The sequence below is a fragment of the Streptomyces sp. NPDC006798 genome (genome assembly GCF_040635975.1).
Taxonomy (GTDB): domain Bacteria; phylum Actinomycetota; class Actinomycetes; order Streptomycetales; family Streptomycetaceae; genus Streptomyces.
Map to the genome: position 1 here is coordinate 84,798 of NZ_JBEYIS010000005.1, position 15,880 is coordinate 100,677.

The window sequence follows — 15,880 nt, forward strand, 5'->3', positions numbered from 1 at the left end:
GCATGACCAGCACCACAACCACCGAGGCGACGACCGTCCTGGACGCCAGCGGGGTCACCATGCGGTTCGGCGGTCTGACCGCCGTCCGCTCGGTCGACCTCACGGTCCGGTCCGGTGAGATCGTCGGCCTGATCGGCCCCAACGGCGCCGGGAAGACCACCTTCTTCAACTGTCTGACCGGGCTCTACGTCCCCACGGAGGGCCGGGTCAGCTACAAGGGCACCGTACTGCCGCCCAAACCGCATCTGGTGACCCAGGCCGGAGTGGCCCGGACGTTCCAGAACATCCGGCTCTTCTCCAATATGACGGTCCTGGAGAACGTCCTCGTCGGACGGCACACCCGGACCAAGGAGGGGCTGTGGTCGGCGCTGCTGCGCGGCCCCGGCTTCAAGAAGGCGGAGGCCGAGTCGCGCGAACGGGCCATGGAGCTGCTCGCGTTCACCGGTCTGGCCGCCAAGGCGGACCATCTGGCCCGTAACCTCCCCTACGGCGAGCAGCGGAAGCTGGAGATCGCCCGCGCGCTGGCCAGCGACCCCGGGCTGCTGCTGCTCGACGAGCCGACGGCCGGGATGAACCCGCAGGAGACCCGGGCGGCCGAGGATCTGATCTTCGCCATCCGGGACCAGGGCATCGCGGTCCTCGTGATCGAGCACGACATGCGGTTCATCTTCAACCTCTGCGACCGGGTGGCCTGTCTGGTGCAGGGCGAGAAGCTCGTGGAGGGGTCCCCGGAGACCGTCCAGGGCGACGAGCGGGTGGTCGCCGCTTATCTGGGGACGCCGTTCGAGGGCGCGCCGGGCGCCGAGGAGGTGGCCGAGGTCGAAGCCGCCGAAGAGGCGGCGGAGGCAGCGGCGGAGACCGCCGACGACACCCCGGCGAAGCCCGCCGCCCGGGGCGGCACCAGCACCGAGGACCCGGAAGGGGGCACCCCGTGACCGCACTGCTCGAGGTCGAGGACCTCCGGGTCGCCTACGGCAAGATCGAGGCGGTGAAGGGCATCTCCTTCAGCGTCGAGGCCGGTCAGGTCGTCACCCTCATCGGAACCAACGGCGCGGGCAAGACGACGACCCTGCGCACCCTGTCCGGGCTGCTGAAGCCGGCCGGGGGGCGGATCGTCTTCGACGGCAAACCGCTCGACGGCATCCCGGCCCATAAGATCGTGGCGCTGGGCCTGGCCCACTCCCCCGAGGGCCGGCATATCTTCCCGCGGCTGTCGATCGCCGAGAACCTCCAGCTCGGGGCGTTTCTGCGGTCGGACAAGGCGGGGATCGCCCAGGACATCGAGAAGGCGTACGACCTCTTCCCGATCCTGCGGGAGCGGAGCAGGCAGGCCGCGGGCACGCTCTCCGGCGGTGAGCAGCAGATGCTGGCGATGGGGCGGGCGCTGATGTCCCGGCCGAAGCTGCTGATGCTGGACGAGCCGTCGATGGGTCTTTCGCCGATCATGATGCAGAAGATCATGTCGACCATCACCGAACTGCGGTCGCAGGGCACCACGATCCTGCTGGTCGAGCAGAACGCCCAGGCGGCGCTCTCGCTGGCCGACCGGGGTCATGTGATGGAGGTCGGCAAGGTGGTGCTGTCGGGCTCCGGCGACGAGCTGCTGCACGACGAGTCCGTCCGCAAGGCGTATCTCGGCGAGGACTGAACCGCCGTCATACGTGCCGGGGGCCCGCCTTCCTCGGGGAAGGCGGGCCCCCGGGCGTTCGGGCCGCCGAGGCGCCGGGCTACTGGGGCGTGTCCGACAAATGGCGCCGTCCGCCCGGAGGGCGGGGCCCGCGGCGTCCGGTGCGCGCGAATTCGCGACGCCGGCGGGGGTCCCCCCGGCGAAGCCGGGGGGGCGGTCTCCCCCGTACGGGACGTACTCGGGAAACCCCGACAACGCAGGGGTCACTCCCGGGCCCGAAGGGCTACGGGGGAGAGTGCGCGTGCCGGACGCCGCGGGCCGGGCGGGATTTGTCAGACACGCCCTAGCCGCCCTTGGCCGCCTTCTTCTCCTCGGAGTCCTGGATCACGGCCTCCGCGACCTGCTGCATGGAGAGCCTGCGGTCCATCGAGGTCTTCTGGATCCAGCGGAAGGCGGCGGGCTCGGTGAGGCCGTACTCGGTCTGGAGCACGCTCTTGGCGCGGTCGACGAGCTTACGGGTCTCCAGCCGCTGGGAGAGGTCGGCGACCTCCTTCTCCAGCGCCTTCAGCTCGGCGAACCGGGAGACCGCCATCTCGATGGCGGGTACCACGTCGCTCTTGCTGAACGGCTTGACGAGATAGGCCATCGCCCCGGCGTCCCTGGCCCGTTCGACCAGATCGCGCTGGGAGAAGGCGGTCAGCATCAGTACGGGCGCGATGGACTCCCCGGCGATCTTCTCGGCGGCGGAGATCCCGTCGAGAACGGGCATCTTCACATCGAGGATGACGAGGTCCGGGCGGTGTTCGCGGGCGAGTTCGACGGCCTTCTGGCCGTCCCCGGCCTCACCGACGACCGTGTAACCCTCCTCCTGCAGCATCTCCTTGAGGTCGAGCCGGATGAGGGCCTCGTCCTCCGCGATCACCACTCGGGTCGTCTGCGGCGGGACGTGCGAGGTGTCGTCGTCGGGGACGGGTGTCGGCTGGTCGGGGGCGGTCACGGGACTCCTCAATCCAAGGCAGGGTGCTCCCCATGAGACTACCCAGCTCCTGTATGGTTGGGGCACGAAGGGTGGCGCTTGCCCTTTGTTTCCAAGGAAGCCCCGGTAGCCCAGCGGTAGAGGCAGTGGTCTCAAACACCATCCAGCGTGGGTTCGAATCCCACCCGGGGCACTTTACCTTCCATTCCAAGGTCACGACCCGAGGCCTCTCTCCGGAGGGGCCCCGGCGCGTCGTACCCGGCGATCGGGCCAGGTGACCGGCGCGATCCCGGCCGATCGACCAAGATCACACCGCGATCACACCGAGCTCACTCCGGACCCACGGCCTCACCGATGTGATGCACCCGGACCAGATTCGTCGAACCGGAGACTCCGGGCGGGGAGCCCGCCGTGATCACCACGGTGTCCCCGGGCCGGCAGCGGCCGATCCTCAGCAACTCCTCGTCCACCTGGGCCACCATGGCATCGGTGGAGTCCACCCGGGGCCCGAGGAAGGTCTCCACCCCCCAGGTGAGGGTGAGCTGCGAACGGGTCGCCGGATCGGGTGTGAAGGCCAGCAGCGGGATCGGGGAGCGGTAGCGGGAGAGCCGCCGGACCGTGTCCCCGGACTGGGTGAAGGCGACCAGGAACCCGGCCCCCAGGAAGTCGCCCATCTCGGCCGCCGCGCGGGCCACGGCGCCGCCCTGGGTACGGGGCTTGTTCCGCTCGGTCAGCGGCGGCAGCCCCTGGGCCAGGACGTCCTCCTCGGCCGCGGCCACGATCCGGCTCATCGTCCGGACCGTTTCCACCGGGTACTTGCCCACACTGGTCTCGCCCGACAGCATCACCGCGTCGGTGCCGTCGATCACGGCATTGGCCACATCGGACGCCTCGGCGCGGGTGGGCCGGGAGTTGTCGATCATCGAGTCCAGCATCTGGGTGGCGACGATGACCGGCTTGGCGTTCCGTTTCGCCAGCTTCACGGCCCGCTTCTGGACGATCGGCACCTGCTCCAGCGGCATCTCGACACCCAGGTCGCCGCGGGCCACCATGATCCCGTCGAAGGCGGCGACGATCTCCTCGATGTTCTCGACCGCCTGCGGCTTCTCGATCTTGGCGATCACCGGCAGCCGACGGCCCTCCTCGTCCATGATCCGGTGGACGTCCTCGATGTCCCGGCCGCTCCGGACGAAGGAGAGCGCGATCACATCGGCCCCGGTGCGCAGCGCCCAGCGCAGATCCTCGACGTCCTTCACGGAGAGCGCCGGGACGGAGACCGCGACCCCGGGGAGGTTCAGCCCCTTGTTGTCGGAGACCATGCCGCCCTCGACCACGGTGGTACGCACCCGGGGCCCGTCGACGGAGACGACTTCCAGGGCCACCTTGCCGTCGTCCACCAGGATGCGCTCACCCGGGGTGACATCGGCGGCGAGCCCGCCGTAGGTCGTACCGCAGAGCCTGCGGTCGCCCTCGGTCTCCTCGACGGTGATGGTGAACTCGTCACCGCGTTCGAGCAGTACGGGCCCCTCCCGGAACCGGCCGAGCCGGATCTTCGGTCCCTGGAGGTCGACGAGGATTCCGACGCTGCGCCCGGTCTCGTCGGACGCCTTGCGGACGCGGTGGTAACGCTCCTCGTGCTCGGCGTAGGAGCCGTGGCTGAGGTTGAGACGGGCCACATCCATACCGGCCTCGACCAGCGCCTTGATCTGGTCGTAGGAGTCGGTGGCTGGGCCCAGGGTACAAACGATCTTCGCTCGGCGCATGGGGCGAGCCTATGCCGTACCGATCGGTAGCGCCGGAAGTCCGGATGACTCCTCAACAATCTTTGCGTGAAAGGCTGTTGACAACTCGCGAAGTGTGCGAGCGGATGCTCCGATGAGCGGTCGGACGGGCCGCGCGGGCCCCTGTCACAGCTCCGGCGGGGTGATCACGAAGCGGGCGTGGACCTCGGCCCGGACGGTCTGGCGGCGGGGTTCGAGGTCCAGTTCGGGGGCGGCCTCGGCCATCGCGTACCCCCCGCCCATCCGCGCCGACCCGGCCATGATCGGAGCGCCGTACGGCTGGACCCCGTCCGCGCCGACGTCGGAGAGCTCCACCAGGGCGACCGGCCGGGCCCCCAGCGCCTCCGCGTACTCCCGGGCCCGCTTGACCGCCTCGCGCACCGCCCGGCGGCGGGCCTCGCCGTGGGCGGGCGAACCGGGCCGCAGCGCCCACCACGGGCCGCTGACCGAGGTCAGTTCCAGATCCGCGAGCCGTGTGGTCAGCTCGCCGAGGGCGGTGAAGTCGCTGAACTCGGCCTCCAGATTGACCTGTCCGTGGTACGCGCGCACCTGCTCCCCCCGGCCGCGGCGGGTCAGCTCGGGGCTGATCGAGAAGAGGCCGGTCTCCAGCTTCTCCACCGCGTCCCCGTAGGACTTGATCAGTTCCACGGCGGCCTGGTTGCGCCGGGTCAGATCCTCCAGGGCGGCCCGCCGGTCGGTGCCCCGGGCCCGGACCGCGACCGTGATCCGGGCGATCTCCGGATCGACCTCCAGCAGGGCCTCGCCGCGGACGGCGACCCTGGGCGCGTCGGGGGTGCCGTGCGGCGGGAACGGGGCGGGCGGTACGGCGGTCATGGCCTCGGACTCCTTCGGGGCGGTGCGCGGGGCGGCGTACGTCAACTCTCGCATCCCGTCCGGCCGGCCGCCCAGTACCCGGCCCGGCAGTACGGTCCCGGCTCCGGTCGGCCGGGGCCGGGCAACCGGCTCCGGGCGGTCAGTTCCGGGCGAGGGGCGTCAGCGGGCGGCCGGGGCCCGGGACGAGCGGTGCGGGCGCCGCCAGGCCGAAAGTGGTGAACGCGGTACGGCGCGGCAGCGGATACACCTCCCGGCCGGTGACCGCGTTGAGTACGGTCGCGGCGCGCCAGGCGGTGAGCCAGGGGCCGGGGGCGCCGGTGCCGTGCGTACGGGTGTCGCCGCCGTACGCGTAGACCGCGCCGGTGACCGACGGGTCGAGCGCCAGCCGGAACGACTCGTCGGTACGGGGCCGTTCCGCGGCGTCCCGGCGCAGATACGGGTCGAGTCCGGCGAGCACCCGGCCGATGGGCCGTTCGCGGTAGCCGGTGGCGAGGACGACGGCGTCCGTGGTGAGCCGGGAGCGGGTGCCCTGGCGGATGTGCTCCAGATGCAGTTCGACCCGGGTGGTGGCGACCCGGCCCGCCGTACGGACCCGGACGCCGGGCACGAGCACGGCGTCGGGACCGGCGTCGTCCTGGGGGTCGGTGCCCGGATCGCGCAGGGCACGGCGGTACAGCTCGTCGTGGACGGCGTCGGCGGTGACCGGGTCGATGCCGTGGTGGAGCCGCCGCTGATGGGGTGCCAGCGCGTCACGGGCCTCCGGCGGCAGGGCGTGGAGATAGCGGGCGTGGTCGGGGCCGAGCTGTTCCAGGCCCAGTCGCGCGGGCTCGGCCGAGGTGAAGGACTCGGTCCGGCCGATCCAGTGCAGCCGTCCTCGCCCGGCGGGTCTGGCCCGCAGCAGATCCAGGACGGCCTCGGCACCGGACTGGCCGGAGCCGACGACGGTCACATGCCCGGCGGCGAGTACGGCATCGCGGTGGCGGAGATAGTCGGCGGAGTGGACGACGGGAACCGACGGCGCGTCGGCGAGCGGGCGCAGCGGCTCGGGGACGTACGGCTCGGCACCGGTGCCGACGACCACGGCCCGGGTGTGGGCCCGGCCAAGGCCGGCGGCCTCGCCGTCGGCGTCTAGCTGGGTGAAGTCCACCTCGAAGAGGGCTCGTTCCGGGTTCCAGCGGACCGAGTCGACCTGGTGGCCGAAGTGCAGTCCCGGCAGGCTTCCGGCCACCCAGCGGCAGTACGCGTGGTACTCGGCGCGCTGAATATGGAAACTCCCCGCGACGCAGAACGGGAACAGGCGGTCCCGGGCCCGGAGATAGCGCAGAAAGCTCCACGGGCTGCCCGGGTCGGCCGGGCTGACCAGATCGGCGAGGAAGGGCACCCGGCGGGTGGCGCCGTCCGTCAGGGGGGTGGTGGTGTCGTCGCCCCACTGGTGGCGCTGCTCGTAGAAGGCGGTCCGCAGCCCGCCGGGCACGCCGTCGGCGAGCGCCGCGAGGGCGAGGTTCGAGGCGCCGATTCCGATTCCGACCAGGTCGAAGGGCGGGCGGCGGTCGTGGTCGGCGGACGGTGCCGGCATGCCGGTCATGGTGCTGCCCTTCCCCGAGTGCGGTGCGGGCGCCCTCGGGGCCGCCCGTCCTGTTCCAACGAGCCGACGCCCCCGGGGTTGCCCCCGTTCGCCCCCTCACCCGGAGCACCGGGAGCCCGCTGCCCCCGCGGGGCGGCTCGGTGGAGGTGATCGGGGGCGCCGGGGGTCCCCTCCATTTGCCGAAGGCATAGGGGGGACCCGCGCGCTCAGCCACGGACGGCGCGCGGTCCGGATACCTGCCCCGGTGGCACCACCGTCTCGCGCCTGCGGCGCACCCGGAGCGTACGGCTCCCGTACGCCGGATCCGGTCCGCGGACCGTGGCGGGCCGGTCGCGCAGTTCCCCGCGCCCCTGACCTCCTCCAACTGACCGCCCCCGCAGAGGGACGCGCCCCTGAATGCCCCCGGCTGACCGGCCCCGGAGGGTCCGGCCGGTCTCGCAAGAGGCGCGAACCCCGTTACCCGGCCGCCGCCCGGAACGGGAGGGCGCGGCGGAGGTCGTCGAGCTGGTCCCGGAGGCCGCGCTCGAAGGCACGCGTCAGGGCCGGGTCCGCGAGGGCCCGTTCGCCGAGGGCGAGGGTCTCCTCGCGGACCGCGTACGCCGGGAACGCGTGGCGTCCCACGACCGCCGCGATCGCGGGGCCCCGGCGCGCCGCGAGGGCCACCGCGTCGGTGAAGTAGCGCGGCACGTACTCCCGTACCAGCTCGTCCTGTTCCGGGTGCCAGAACCCCTGGGCGACGGCCGTCAGCAGATAGTTGGAGAGGGTGTCGGAGCCGAAGAGCTGCTCCCACGCGGCGGCCTTGGCCTCCGGCGCGGGCAGGGCCGCCCGGCAGCGGGCCGCGCCCTCCCGGCCGCTGGCGCTGGGGTCGGCCAGCAGTTCCGCGGCGATCGCGTCCTCGCCGACCGCGCCGAGGACGGCGAGCCGGTGCAGGATCCGCCACCGCAGCTCGGGGTCGAGTTCGGGGCCGCCGGTGACGGAGCCGTCGGCCAGCCATTCCTGGATGGTCTCGGGCTGGGAGGTGGCGTCGATGATCTGGCGGACGGCGATCAGCCGGAGTCCGCTGTCGCTGCCGTCCTCGGTGCGGCGGAGGATGTCGCGGCAGACGGCCCGGATGGTGCCGAGCGCCGCGGGCCGCTCCCCGGCCGGGAGCAGCCGGTCGGCGATCTGGACGCGGCAGAAGGCGAGGACGCTCTGGACGACCGCGAGGTCGGTCTCGCGCGGAAGATGGGTGCGGGCGGTCTCCAGGTAGTCGGCGGGGGCGAGTTCGCCGTCGCGGACCATGTCGCGGGCAGCGTTCCAGACCACGGCGCGGGTGAGGGGTTCGGGCAGACAGGACAGGGCGCCCCGGACGGTCTCCCAGGAGACCCGGTCGAAGCGGATCTTGGCGTAGGTGGTGTCGTTCTCGTTGAGGACGACGAGTGCGGGGCGGCGGCCGGGCCGGGGTTCGGCGGGGCCGTCCCCGGCGGGTACGTCGAGGTCGAAGCGGGCCCGGGGGACGAGCCTGGTGGCGTCGACGGGGTCGGTGTCGTAGGCGGCGACGGCGACCCGGTGGGGCCGGCCGCCGTCGCGGTCGACGGTGAGGGTCCAGTTGCCGCCCTCGTCGGTGACGGTGGGCCGCAGGGTGTCCACACCGCTGGTGCCGAGCCAGGCCGCGGCCCAGGCGTGCACGTCGCGGTCGGTGGCGCGGGCGAGGGAGTCGATGAAGTCGGCGAGGGTGGCGTTGCCGAACCGGTGGCGGGCGAAGTGGATGTTGATCCCGGCGAGGAAGTCCTTCTCGCCCAGCCAGGCCACGAGCTGGCGGAGGGCGGAGGCGCCCTTGGCGTAGGAGATGCCGTCGAAGTTGAGCAGCGCGGAGGCCGTGTCGGTGACGGCGCCGGGCGCGGGGGCGACGGGGTGGGTGGTGGGCCGCTCGTCGGCCTCGTACCCCCAGCGCTTGCGGTTGGCCGCGAAGTCGGTCCAGGTGTCGGTGAACCGGGTGGCCTCGGTGAGGGTCTGGTAGCCCATGTACTCGGCGAACGACTCGTTCAGCCAGATGTCGTCCCACCAGGCGAAGGTGACCAGGTCGCCGAACCACATATGGGCCATCTCGTGGGCGACGACCATGGCCCGGGTCTGCCGTTCGGTGTCGGTGACGGCGGAGCGGTAGACGAACTCGTCGCGGAAGGTGACCAGGCCGGGGTTCTCCATGGCGCCCGCGTTGAACTCGGGGACGAACGCCTGGTCGTAGGAGTCGAAGGGGTACGGCTCCTCGAACTTCTCGTGGTAGCGGTCGAAGCACTGGCGGGTGATCTCGAACAGCTCGTCGGCGTCGTCGTCGAGGTGTGCGGCGAGCGAGCGGCGGCAGTGCAGCCCGAACGGGAGGCCCGCGTGCTCGGTGCGGACGGAGTGCCAGGGCCCGGCGGCGACGGCGACGAGGTAGGTGGCGAGCGGCGGGGTGGGCGCGCAGCTCCAGACGCCGTCGCCGCGGTGGGTGGCGATGCCGTTGCCGAGGACCGTCCAGCGCTCCGGCGCGGTGACCTCGACCTCGAAGACGGCCTTGAGGTCGGGCTGGTCGAAGGCGGCGAAGACGCGCTGGACGTCGTCGAGGAAGAGCTGGGTGTAGACGTAGGTCTCGCCGTCGCTGGGGTCGGTGAAGCGGTGCATGCCCTCACCGGTGCGCGAGTAGCGCATCCCGGCCTCGACGACCAGTTCGTGCTCCCCGGCGGTGAGTCCGGCCAGCGGGTAGCGGTTGTCGTCGAGGGCGGCCGGGTCGAGCGGTGTCCCGTCGAGGGTGATCGAGCGCAGGACGGCGGGCTTCAGCTCGACGAAGGTGTCCCCGTCGGCCCGGGCGGTGAACCGTATGACGGTCCGGGATCCGAAGATCTCGTCCTCGGGCGTGCCGGCACCGCCCGTGCCCGGCTCCTGTCCCGTGCCGGATTCGGCGGCACGGGCGGTCAGGTCGAGACCGATCGTGTAGTGGTGGACATCGAGGAGCCGGGCTCGGTTCTGTGCTTCGTCACGCGTCAGTACGGGCATAGGGGCCATGCTGCCTGATGGGGGCCGGTTCGCACATGGGGTGGGGGTTGCGCTCTGAGCGCACGGGCCCGAAGCGCCGTCGGGGGTGCGCCCGTCGGCGCGGAGCCGTGCGACCGGGGGCGGTACGGGGCCGCCGGGTGCGCCGGGCCGTGCGACCCGCCGCTTGACCGGCGAACGGCGGGATTCCGGCCGGTGGTCATGGAATCGGCCGGGGCGGCCGGGAATCCGGCCGTGGTGTTCGGCCGAAAACCGCCGGGGATGTGGTCAAACGTATCTCCCGGGCTATCCCGCGGTAATGGCGGGCTCTTCGGTATTCGCCGGGCGAGGTGAACCGATTTCCCCGGGGGCGGGTGCCTTCACCCGTGCCGGGATTCCGCTCCGAACCCGGGGATAGGTCTGGCTGCTCGATACCAGGGGTAGATCTCGTCCGGTCGCGGGGAGTACCGGAATTCCGGCGCTTCCCCGACCGGGAAAACGACCGCCACCGCATCCGGAGCGTTCGAGGCATTCGAAGCTCACGGAGCGTTCGGAGAAGGAGACATCACCATGATGGTTCGCAGGCTGATCGCGAGCGCCGGGGTCGGTGCCGTACTGGCGTTCGGTGTACTGATCTCCCCGGCCCAGGCCGCGCCCGGGCCGGCGGCGACACCGAACGCGGGAGCGCTCTCCTGTCCGGGTGGCGCGCCGGCCGCCGAGCCGGGCTACCGCTGCCTGTCGTCGTACCTGCAGCTGTCCGAGTGCCGGGCCGGGGTCGCGCGCAATATCGAGGTCACCCCGGCGACGAGCGGATACTGCCAGAGCCACGCCGGGAAGTGGTGGGGCTTCGTCAACATCTACTGAGCCGGCCCCGGCGACTGAGACCGCCGGGACGCCCTGACGGGGCCGGCGCGGGGCTACTTCCCCCGTGCTCCGCGCCGGTCCCGCCGGGGGGCGCGCCCGGCAGCGTACGTCCGGATGCACAAGAGGCCCCGGACCTTCCGGTCCGGGGCCCCTTTCGCCGTTTCGGCCGGGAATCGCCGAGGTCAGCCGGCGGTGTTTCCGGCGTCCCCGGGAGCGTCGTCGGTCTGCTCGCCGTCCGCGATCTGCTCATGGTGGCGAATGACCTCGGCGATAATGAAATTAAGCAGTTTCTCGGCGAATCCGGGGTCCAGTTTCGCGGACTCCGCGAGCTCGCGGAGCCGTTCGATCTGGCGGGATTCACGCGCCGGGTCGGCCGGGGGCAAATGGTGACGGGCCTTGAGCCGACCGACCTGCTGGGTGCATTTGAACCGCTCGGCGAGCATATGGACCACGGCCGCGTCGATGTTGTCGATGCTCCCCCGCAGGCGGTCCAGTTCGGCGCGCACGTTCTCGTCGATATCGCTGGTGGTCATGGTGGTCGAGTTTACGCGGGCCGGAAGGCGGCGGCCTCCGGCTGTTCACGGTGTGGACCGTGGCGGGCGGAACGGCCGGGGAGGGCAGGCATGACGGCCCGGGGAGGGCGGTCGGCCCGGGGAGGGCGGTCGGCCCGGGCGGCCGTTCGAGCGGGACGGGCGGGCGAACGAGACGGGTACGGCGGACCGGGCGCCGGCCCCGGGGGCGTACGGAGGCGGGCGGCGTCCCCCGGTGGGGACCGCCGCCCGCTCGTCGTCCGTACCGCCGGTACGGATGGTGCCGGTGGCTACAGGGTGGCCGCCGCCGACTTGATCTGGGACGCGAAGGTCGAGACCTCGGCGTAGACACCCGGGTAGTTCGGCCGGGCGCAGCCGTAGCCCCAGCTCACGATGCCGACCTGGACCCACTCGTTGGCGTTGTCCCGGCGGAACATGGGCCCGCCGGAGTCGCCCTGGCAGGTGTCGACGCCACCCTGGGGCAGCCCGGCGCACAGCTCCTCGGAGTCGACCAGCTCGGGGTAGGCCGACCGGCACGAGGCGTCGGAGACGAACGGCACCTGGGCCTTCAGCAGATAGCGCTGCTGCGCGCCGCCCTCACGGTTGGCGCCCCAGCCCGCTATCTGGAAGTTGCCGTTGTTGTACGCGGACGTCTCGGCGAGCTTCAGGGTCGGCAGATTGATCGGCCGCTCCAGCTTGACCAGGGCCCAGTCCTTGCCGGTGCCGTTGTAGCCGGGGGCCCGGTAGATCTTGGTGGAGCGGACCTTGATCGCACTGGTGCTCTGCAGGTCCACGACCCCGGCGGTGGCGGTGATGCTGGTGTTGTTGCCGGTCGGGCCGACGCAGTGGGCCGCGGTCAGCACGATCTGCTGGGTGATCAGGGATCCGCCGCAGCCCATCGAGAGCCGGACCATGAAGGGGAACTCGCCCTGGGCGGCCCGGGTGCCGCCGACGACCGGCGGGGGCGCGGCGAAGGCCGAGGACGGCGTGAGGCTGAGCGCGGCGAGGGCGACCGCGGTGGCCGCGACACATCTCTTGAGCGTACGCAGGAGCTTCAAGGGACTGCCTTTCGTGGGGGGCTGTGCCTTCGCGTCCGGCCGGGACCGGCGACAGACCCAGAAACCTGTCATGGGCCCGACAAGACGTGATCGAATTATGGGCAGCCCGCGCGAACGGCCACAAGGAGCGGTTTCCGGCCAGGGTGACCATCGGTCAGCGGTCGGCCGACCCCGGATATCGGCCGGATACCGCTGGACCGGTGACCGGACGCCGGCCGCCGCCCGGGCTCCGGACGGCCCGGGCGGGCCCGCCCGGCGGCGGAGTGGCCGAACCTCGCCGGGCGCGCGGCCCGCGCCGGGCGCCGGGGGCGTACCGCGCCGTACAGTGGAACGCGGGCCAGAACGTCGTACAGGGGGTACGGACCGTGGTGGCGAGGGACGGCGGAGTCAGGTCCGGTGACACCGGCCGGGGCGCCGAGCCGGTCGTTCACGGCTTTCCCCATCTGGCGACCGTCCGGGCCGCCATCACGGCGCTGCACCGCAGACTCTCCCCCGAGGCCCTGGCCGCCTACGCCCCGAGCGTGCTCCCCGCCGACGTGGCCTTCCCCGACGCCGACGATCTCCATCTGGGGGCGCAGCGGGTGGCCCGCGCCCTGGTCCGCCATCTGCGGCTGCCCGACGCCCGGATGATCGTCGGCTTCCGGACGATGGAGTACGCGGCGAGTGTCGAACTGACGGCCGGTCCGGAGTACTTCATCGAGCTGAACGACCGATTCCGCACCCATCGCCGGGATATCGGCGCGGCCCTGGCGCACGAGGTGACGCATGTCCTGCTGCACCGGCTCGGCCTGGCCTTCCCCGACACCGGCGACAACGAGATCCTGACCGACACCGTGACCACGTATCTGGGCGCGGGCTGGCTGCTGCTGGACGCGTTCCGGGAGGACCGGGTGTCGCGGCAGAAGCTGGGCTATCTCACCCCGGAGGAGTTCGGCTACGTCCTCGCCAAGCGGTCGCTGGTCTACGACGAGGACCCGTCGCCGTGGTTCACCTCGCCCCAGGGGTACACGGCGTACACCCGCGGCCGGGCCCGGGCGCTGCGGGACGCCCGGCAGCCGCCGCTGACCTCGGCGGGGTGGACGGGACGGCAGCGGTACGCCAGGGACCGGCGGTACGCGCGGGGCCGCCCGGCGGGCGGGAGCACCGGCACGCCGGACGGTTACGTCTTCGAGCCCGGCCCCGACGGCGGGCTGCGGGTCTCCTTCCCCTGCCCGACCTGTCATCAGCGGATCCGGGTCCCGGTCCGCGGCCGGGTCAGGGCCCGCTGCGGGCTCTGCCGGACGATTCTCGAATGCGAGACCTGACCGCCCGCCCATAGGGTCGGCGGATGACACGAGGACGTTCCGCGCGGGACCGGAAGCTGATCACAGCGGTGTACGAGGGCGATCGCGCGGCGATCGCCCGGCTGCTGGCCGCCGGGGCGTCGCCGGAGGCGGCCGACGAGGACGGCGGGACCGCCCTGTATCTGGCGGCCGTTCTCGACGGCGACGAGGAGAGCGTCCGGCTGCTGCTGGCGGCGGGCGCCGATCCGGAGCGGCCGTCCGAGGACGGGGATTCGCCGCTGTGCGGGGCCGCCGTCCACGGCCGGACCGGGGTGGTACGGGCCCTGCTGACGGCCGGCGCCCGCCCCGACGCGCCCGAGCCGGACGGCTTCACGGCGATGACCTGGGCGGTCCGGGAGGGCCACGCGGAGACGGTCCGCGCCCTGCTGGAACACGGCGCCGACCCCGCCCTGCCCTCCCGCCACGGCGAACTGCCCCTGGTCGGGGCGGCCGTACGGGGCTCGGCGGCGACGGTACGGATCCTGCTGGAGCACGGCGCGCCGGGCCGCGACGCCGCACTCACCGAGGCGCGGACCTGGCGGGAGCGGGACGTGGCGGCCGAGTTGCGGACGGTCCTCACCGCCTCGTACGAGGGGCCGCTGGAGACGGTGACCCGGCTGGAGGAGGGGCCGGACGGAACGAACGTGGTGGTGGAGGTGGTACGGGACGGGATCCCGCGCGCGGGCGCCTCGCGCGGTACGGGCCATGCCGAGATCGTGGCGCTGCTGGAGACCGCGCCCCGGTAGCACCGCCGGGACCGGAGCCGTACCCGAGGCCCCGGCCCCCGGTAAATCAGAGAGCCGGGGGCAGGGGGAACCGCGCGGACGGCCGCGGACGGCGCCGGGCCGGAAAGGCGCATCACCCCCCACGGCGAGACGCCGCCGGCGTCGAGGGCCCGGCGGCATCCGCCCCGTACACCCGCCCTCGGCGCCGGGCCCCGGTGCGCCCGGCCCCGGGAGCGGCCGCCCCGGAGGAAAATCCGACATTTTTCGTCGCCATTGCCCCGGGCGAGCGGTGGACGTGCTGTGCTGGTGGTGGGCGCAAGGCCGTCATCGTGGCGACGGGGAGGCACGGCCCGTCACCGAGGAGGCACCCATGGCGATCTATATGCACGCCGAACTGCCCGGGGTGACCACCGAGCGGTACGAGGAGCTGAACGCGGCGCTCGCGGCACTGCCGGGCAATGCCTTCGAGGGCGTTCTCGCCCATGTGTGCGTCGCCGGTGAGACCGGGCTCGACGTCTACGACCTGTGGGAGTCCCGGGAGGCGATGGACGCCTTCATGGCGAGGACGGCGCCGGTCGCCCAGGGGCTGGGCTGGAGTACGGCACCGGCGCCCGCGACGGTCGCCGAGGTGCACCGCTACTGGATCCCCGGCGTCGGCTGACCGCCGCCCGTGGCCGGGCGGCGGGCGAACCCGGCGTGCTCTAGCCGATGACGCCCTCGGCCCGGGCCGCCGCGGCCCAGCGGGGGAACTCGCCCACCAGCCGGTCGTACAACTCGGCGTCGGAGACCCGGCGGGGGTCGGTGCCCGCGTGGAAGAACCCGGCATTGTCCACCAGCCGCTTCGCGGGCACCGGCAGCTCGTCCAGCTTGCGCAGAAAGTCGAACTGTCTGCTGTTCGGGTCGCCGAAGCCGATGAACTGCCAGAACAGCGGCAGCTTGGACGACTTGCAGAGATACCGTTCGGCGGCGAGCTTGTTGATCGGGCCGCCGTCGGTCTGGAAGACCACCAGCGCCGGATCGGTGGCACCGCTGTCGATGTAGTGGTCGATGACGGCGTCCATCGCCAGGTGATAGCTGGTCTTTCCCATATGGCCGAGCCCGGCGGCGATCCGCTCCACCCGGCCGTGGTGGTCGTCCAGCCGGATCTCGGTGACCGCGTCGACGTCGGTGGAGAAGAAGACCGTCGGGACCCGGCCGTCGTCGTCGAGGTGGGAGGCGAGCCCGAGCACCCGGTCGGCCAGCGCCTGCACACTGCCGTCCTTGTAGTAGTCCCGCATCGAGCCGGAGTAGTCGATGACGAGATAGACGGCGGCCCGCAGTCCGTCCATTCCGTGCCCGCGCAGAGACGCGCCCGCCGACTTGTAGAGGCTCACCAGGGCCGGGGCCCGCTCCTCGACCTTGCTGAGACTGATGGCCGGTCCCCCGGCGGTACGCCAAACGGCCATGCGTACGGCTCCGTTCCTCGACCCGCGGACGGCAGCCGCGTGATTCGTATGCCGAGATTACGGCAGCGGTACGACAAAAGGACCCCGAAGCGGACGATCACCGTACGGCCGCCTTCCGTACGGCCCCGGACTCCCGTACGGG

The 15,880-nt window shown here is 72.4% G+C and carries 14 protein-coding genes and 1 tRNA gene; 7 read left to right on the forward strand and 8 right to left on the reverse strand.

Going from position 1 to position 15,880, the window contains the following annotated elements; translation table 11 throughout:
* The first annotated feature begins 2 nt into the window (after nt 1-2).
* Both ABZ714_RS04805 and ABZ714_RS04810 read left to right on the forward strand, forming a co-directional pair.
* Nucleotides 3-935, forward strand: coding sequence for an ABC transporter ATP-binding protein (locus tag ABZ714_RS04805; protein ID WP_358823706.1), 933 nt, complete (start codon nt 3-5; stop codon nt 933-935).
* Nucleotides 932-1,648, forward strand: a complete 717-nt coding sequence (locus ABZ714_RS04810; RefSeq protein WP_358823707.1) for an ABC transporter ATP-binding protein — start codon at nt 932-934, stop codon at nt 1,646-1,648. Before ABZ714_RS04805 ends, ABZ714_RS04810 begins: the two co-directional genes overlap by 4 nt.
* A gap of 322 nt (nt 1,649-1,970) precedes the next feature.
* Here ABZ714_RS04810 and ABZ714_RS04815 read toward each other — a convergent pair whose 3' ends face one another.
* Entirely contained in the window at nt 1,971-2,624 is a 654-nt protein-coding gene (locus ABZ714_RS04815) for a response regulator (protein WP_358823708.1), read from the reverse strand.
* Nucleotides 2,625-2,723: 99 nt separating this feature from the next.
* Between ABZ714_RS04815 and ABZ714_RS04820 the strand changes: the two genes are divergently transcribed.
* Nucleotides 2,724-2,796: transfer RNA gene (locus ABZ714_RS04820), tRNA-Leu, on the forward strand.
* Between the two features lie 136 nt (nt 2,797-2,932).
* Here the strand turns inward: ABZ714_RS04820 and pyk are convergent.
* From pyk to pepN, 4 genes are all read right to left on the reverse strand, one after another.
* Nucleotides 2,933-4,366 (reverse strand): pyruvate kinase, encoded by a 1,434-nt coding sequence (gene pyk / locus ABZ714_RS04825; protein ID WP_358823709.1) that lies wholly within the window; start codon nt 4,364-4,366, stop codon nt 2,933-2,935.
* 144 nt (nt 4,367-4,510) lie between these two features.
* Entirely contained in the window at nt 4,511-5,218 is a 708-nt protein-coding gene (locus tag ABZ714_RS04830; RefSeq protein WP_358823710.1) for an SIMPL domain-containing protein, read from the reverse strand.
* A gap of 139 nt (nt 5,219-5,357) precedes the next feature.
* Nucleotides 5,358-6,803 (reverse strand): SidA/IucD/PvdA family monooxygenase, encoded by a 1,446-nt coding sequence (locus ABZ714_RS04835; RefSeq protein ID WP_358823711.1) that lies wholly within the window; start codon nt 6,801-6,803, stop codon nt 5,358-5,360.
* 456 nt (nt 6,804-7,259) lie between these two features.
* Nucleotides 7,260-9,818: an aminopeptidase N gene (gene pepN, locus ABZ714_RS04840; protein ID WP_358823712.1), complete on the reverse strand. Its 2,559-nt coding sequence runs from the start codon at nt 9,816-9,818 to the stop codon at nt 7,260-7,262.
* 546 nt (nt 9,819-10,364) lie between these two features.
* On the opposite strand from pepN, the gene ABZ714_RS04845 reads away from it, so the two are divergent.
* Nucleotides 10,365-10,658 (forward strand): hypothetical protein, encoded by a 294-nt coding sequence (locus ABZ714_RS04845; RefSeq protein WP_358823713.1) that lies wholly within the window; start codon nt 10,365-10,367, stop codon nt 10,656-10,658.
* A gap of 182 nt (nt 10,659-10,840) precedes the next feature.
* Here ABZ714_RS04845 and ABZ714_RS04850 read toward each other — a convergent pair whose 3' ends face one another.
* Nucleotides 10,841-11,191, reverse strand: a complete 351-nt coding sequence (locus ABZ714_RS04850) for a chorismate mutase (protein WP_358823714.1) — start codon at nt 11,189-11,191, stop codon at nt 10,841-10,843.
* A gap of 287 nt (nt 11,192-11,478) precedes the next feature.
* The gene (locus tag ABZ714_RS04855; RefSeq protein WP_358823715.1) at nt 11,479-12,246 is read right to left on the reverse strand and encodes a serine protease; all 768 of its coding nucleotides are present in this window, start codon (nt 12,244-12,246) and stop codon (nt 11,479-11,481) included.
* 368 nt (nt 12,247-12,614) lie between these two features.
* On the opposite strand from ABZ714_RS04855, the gene ABZ714_RS04860 reads away from it, so the two are divergent.
* The 3 genes from ABZ714_RS04860 (at nt 12,615) to ABZ714_RS04870 (ending at nt 14,954) form a co-directional block, all read left to right on the forward strand.
* The gene (locus tag ABZ714_RS04860; protein WP_358823815.1) at nt 12,615-13,550 is read left to right on the forward strand and encodes a hypothetical protein; all 936 of its coding nucleotides are present in this window, start codon (nt 12,615-12,617) and stop codon (nt 13,548-13,550) included.
* 23 nt (nt 13,551-13,573) lie between these two features.
* Nucleotides 13,574-14,314: an ankyrin repeat domain-containing protein gene (locus ABZ714_RS04865; RefSeq protein WP_358823716.1), complete on the forward strand. Its 741-nt coding sequence runs from the start codon at nt 13,574-13,576 to the stop codon at nt 14,312-14,314.
* A gap of 349 nt (nt 14,315-14,663) precedes the next feature.
* Complete coding sequence (locus ABZ714_RS04870) at nt 14,664-14,954, forward strand: hypothetical protein (RefSeq protein WP_358823717.1); 291 nt, start codon at nt 14,664-14,666, stop codon at nt 14,952-14,954.
* Nucleotides 14,955-14,994: 40 nt separating this feature from the next.
* On the opposite strand, the gene ABZ714_RS04875 is transcribed toward ABZ714_RS04870, so the two are convergent.
* Nucleotides 14,995-15,738 carry a VWA domain-containing protein gene (locus tag ABZ714_RS04875; protein ID WP_358823718.1) on the reverse strand — a complete coding sequence of 248 codons (744 nt, stop codon included), beginning with the start codon at nt 15,736-15,738 and terminating at the stop codon, nt 14,995-14,997.
* Nucleotides 15,739-15,880: the final 142 nt, after the last annotated feature.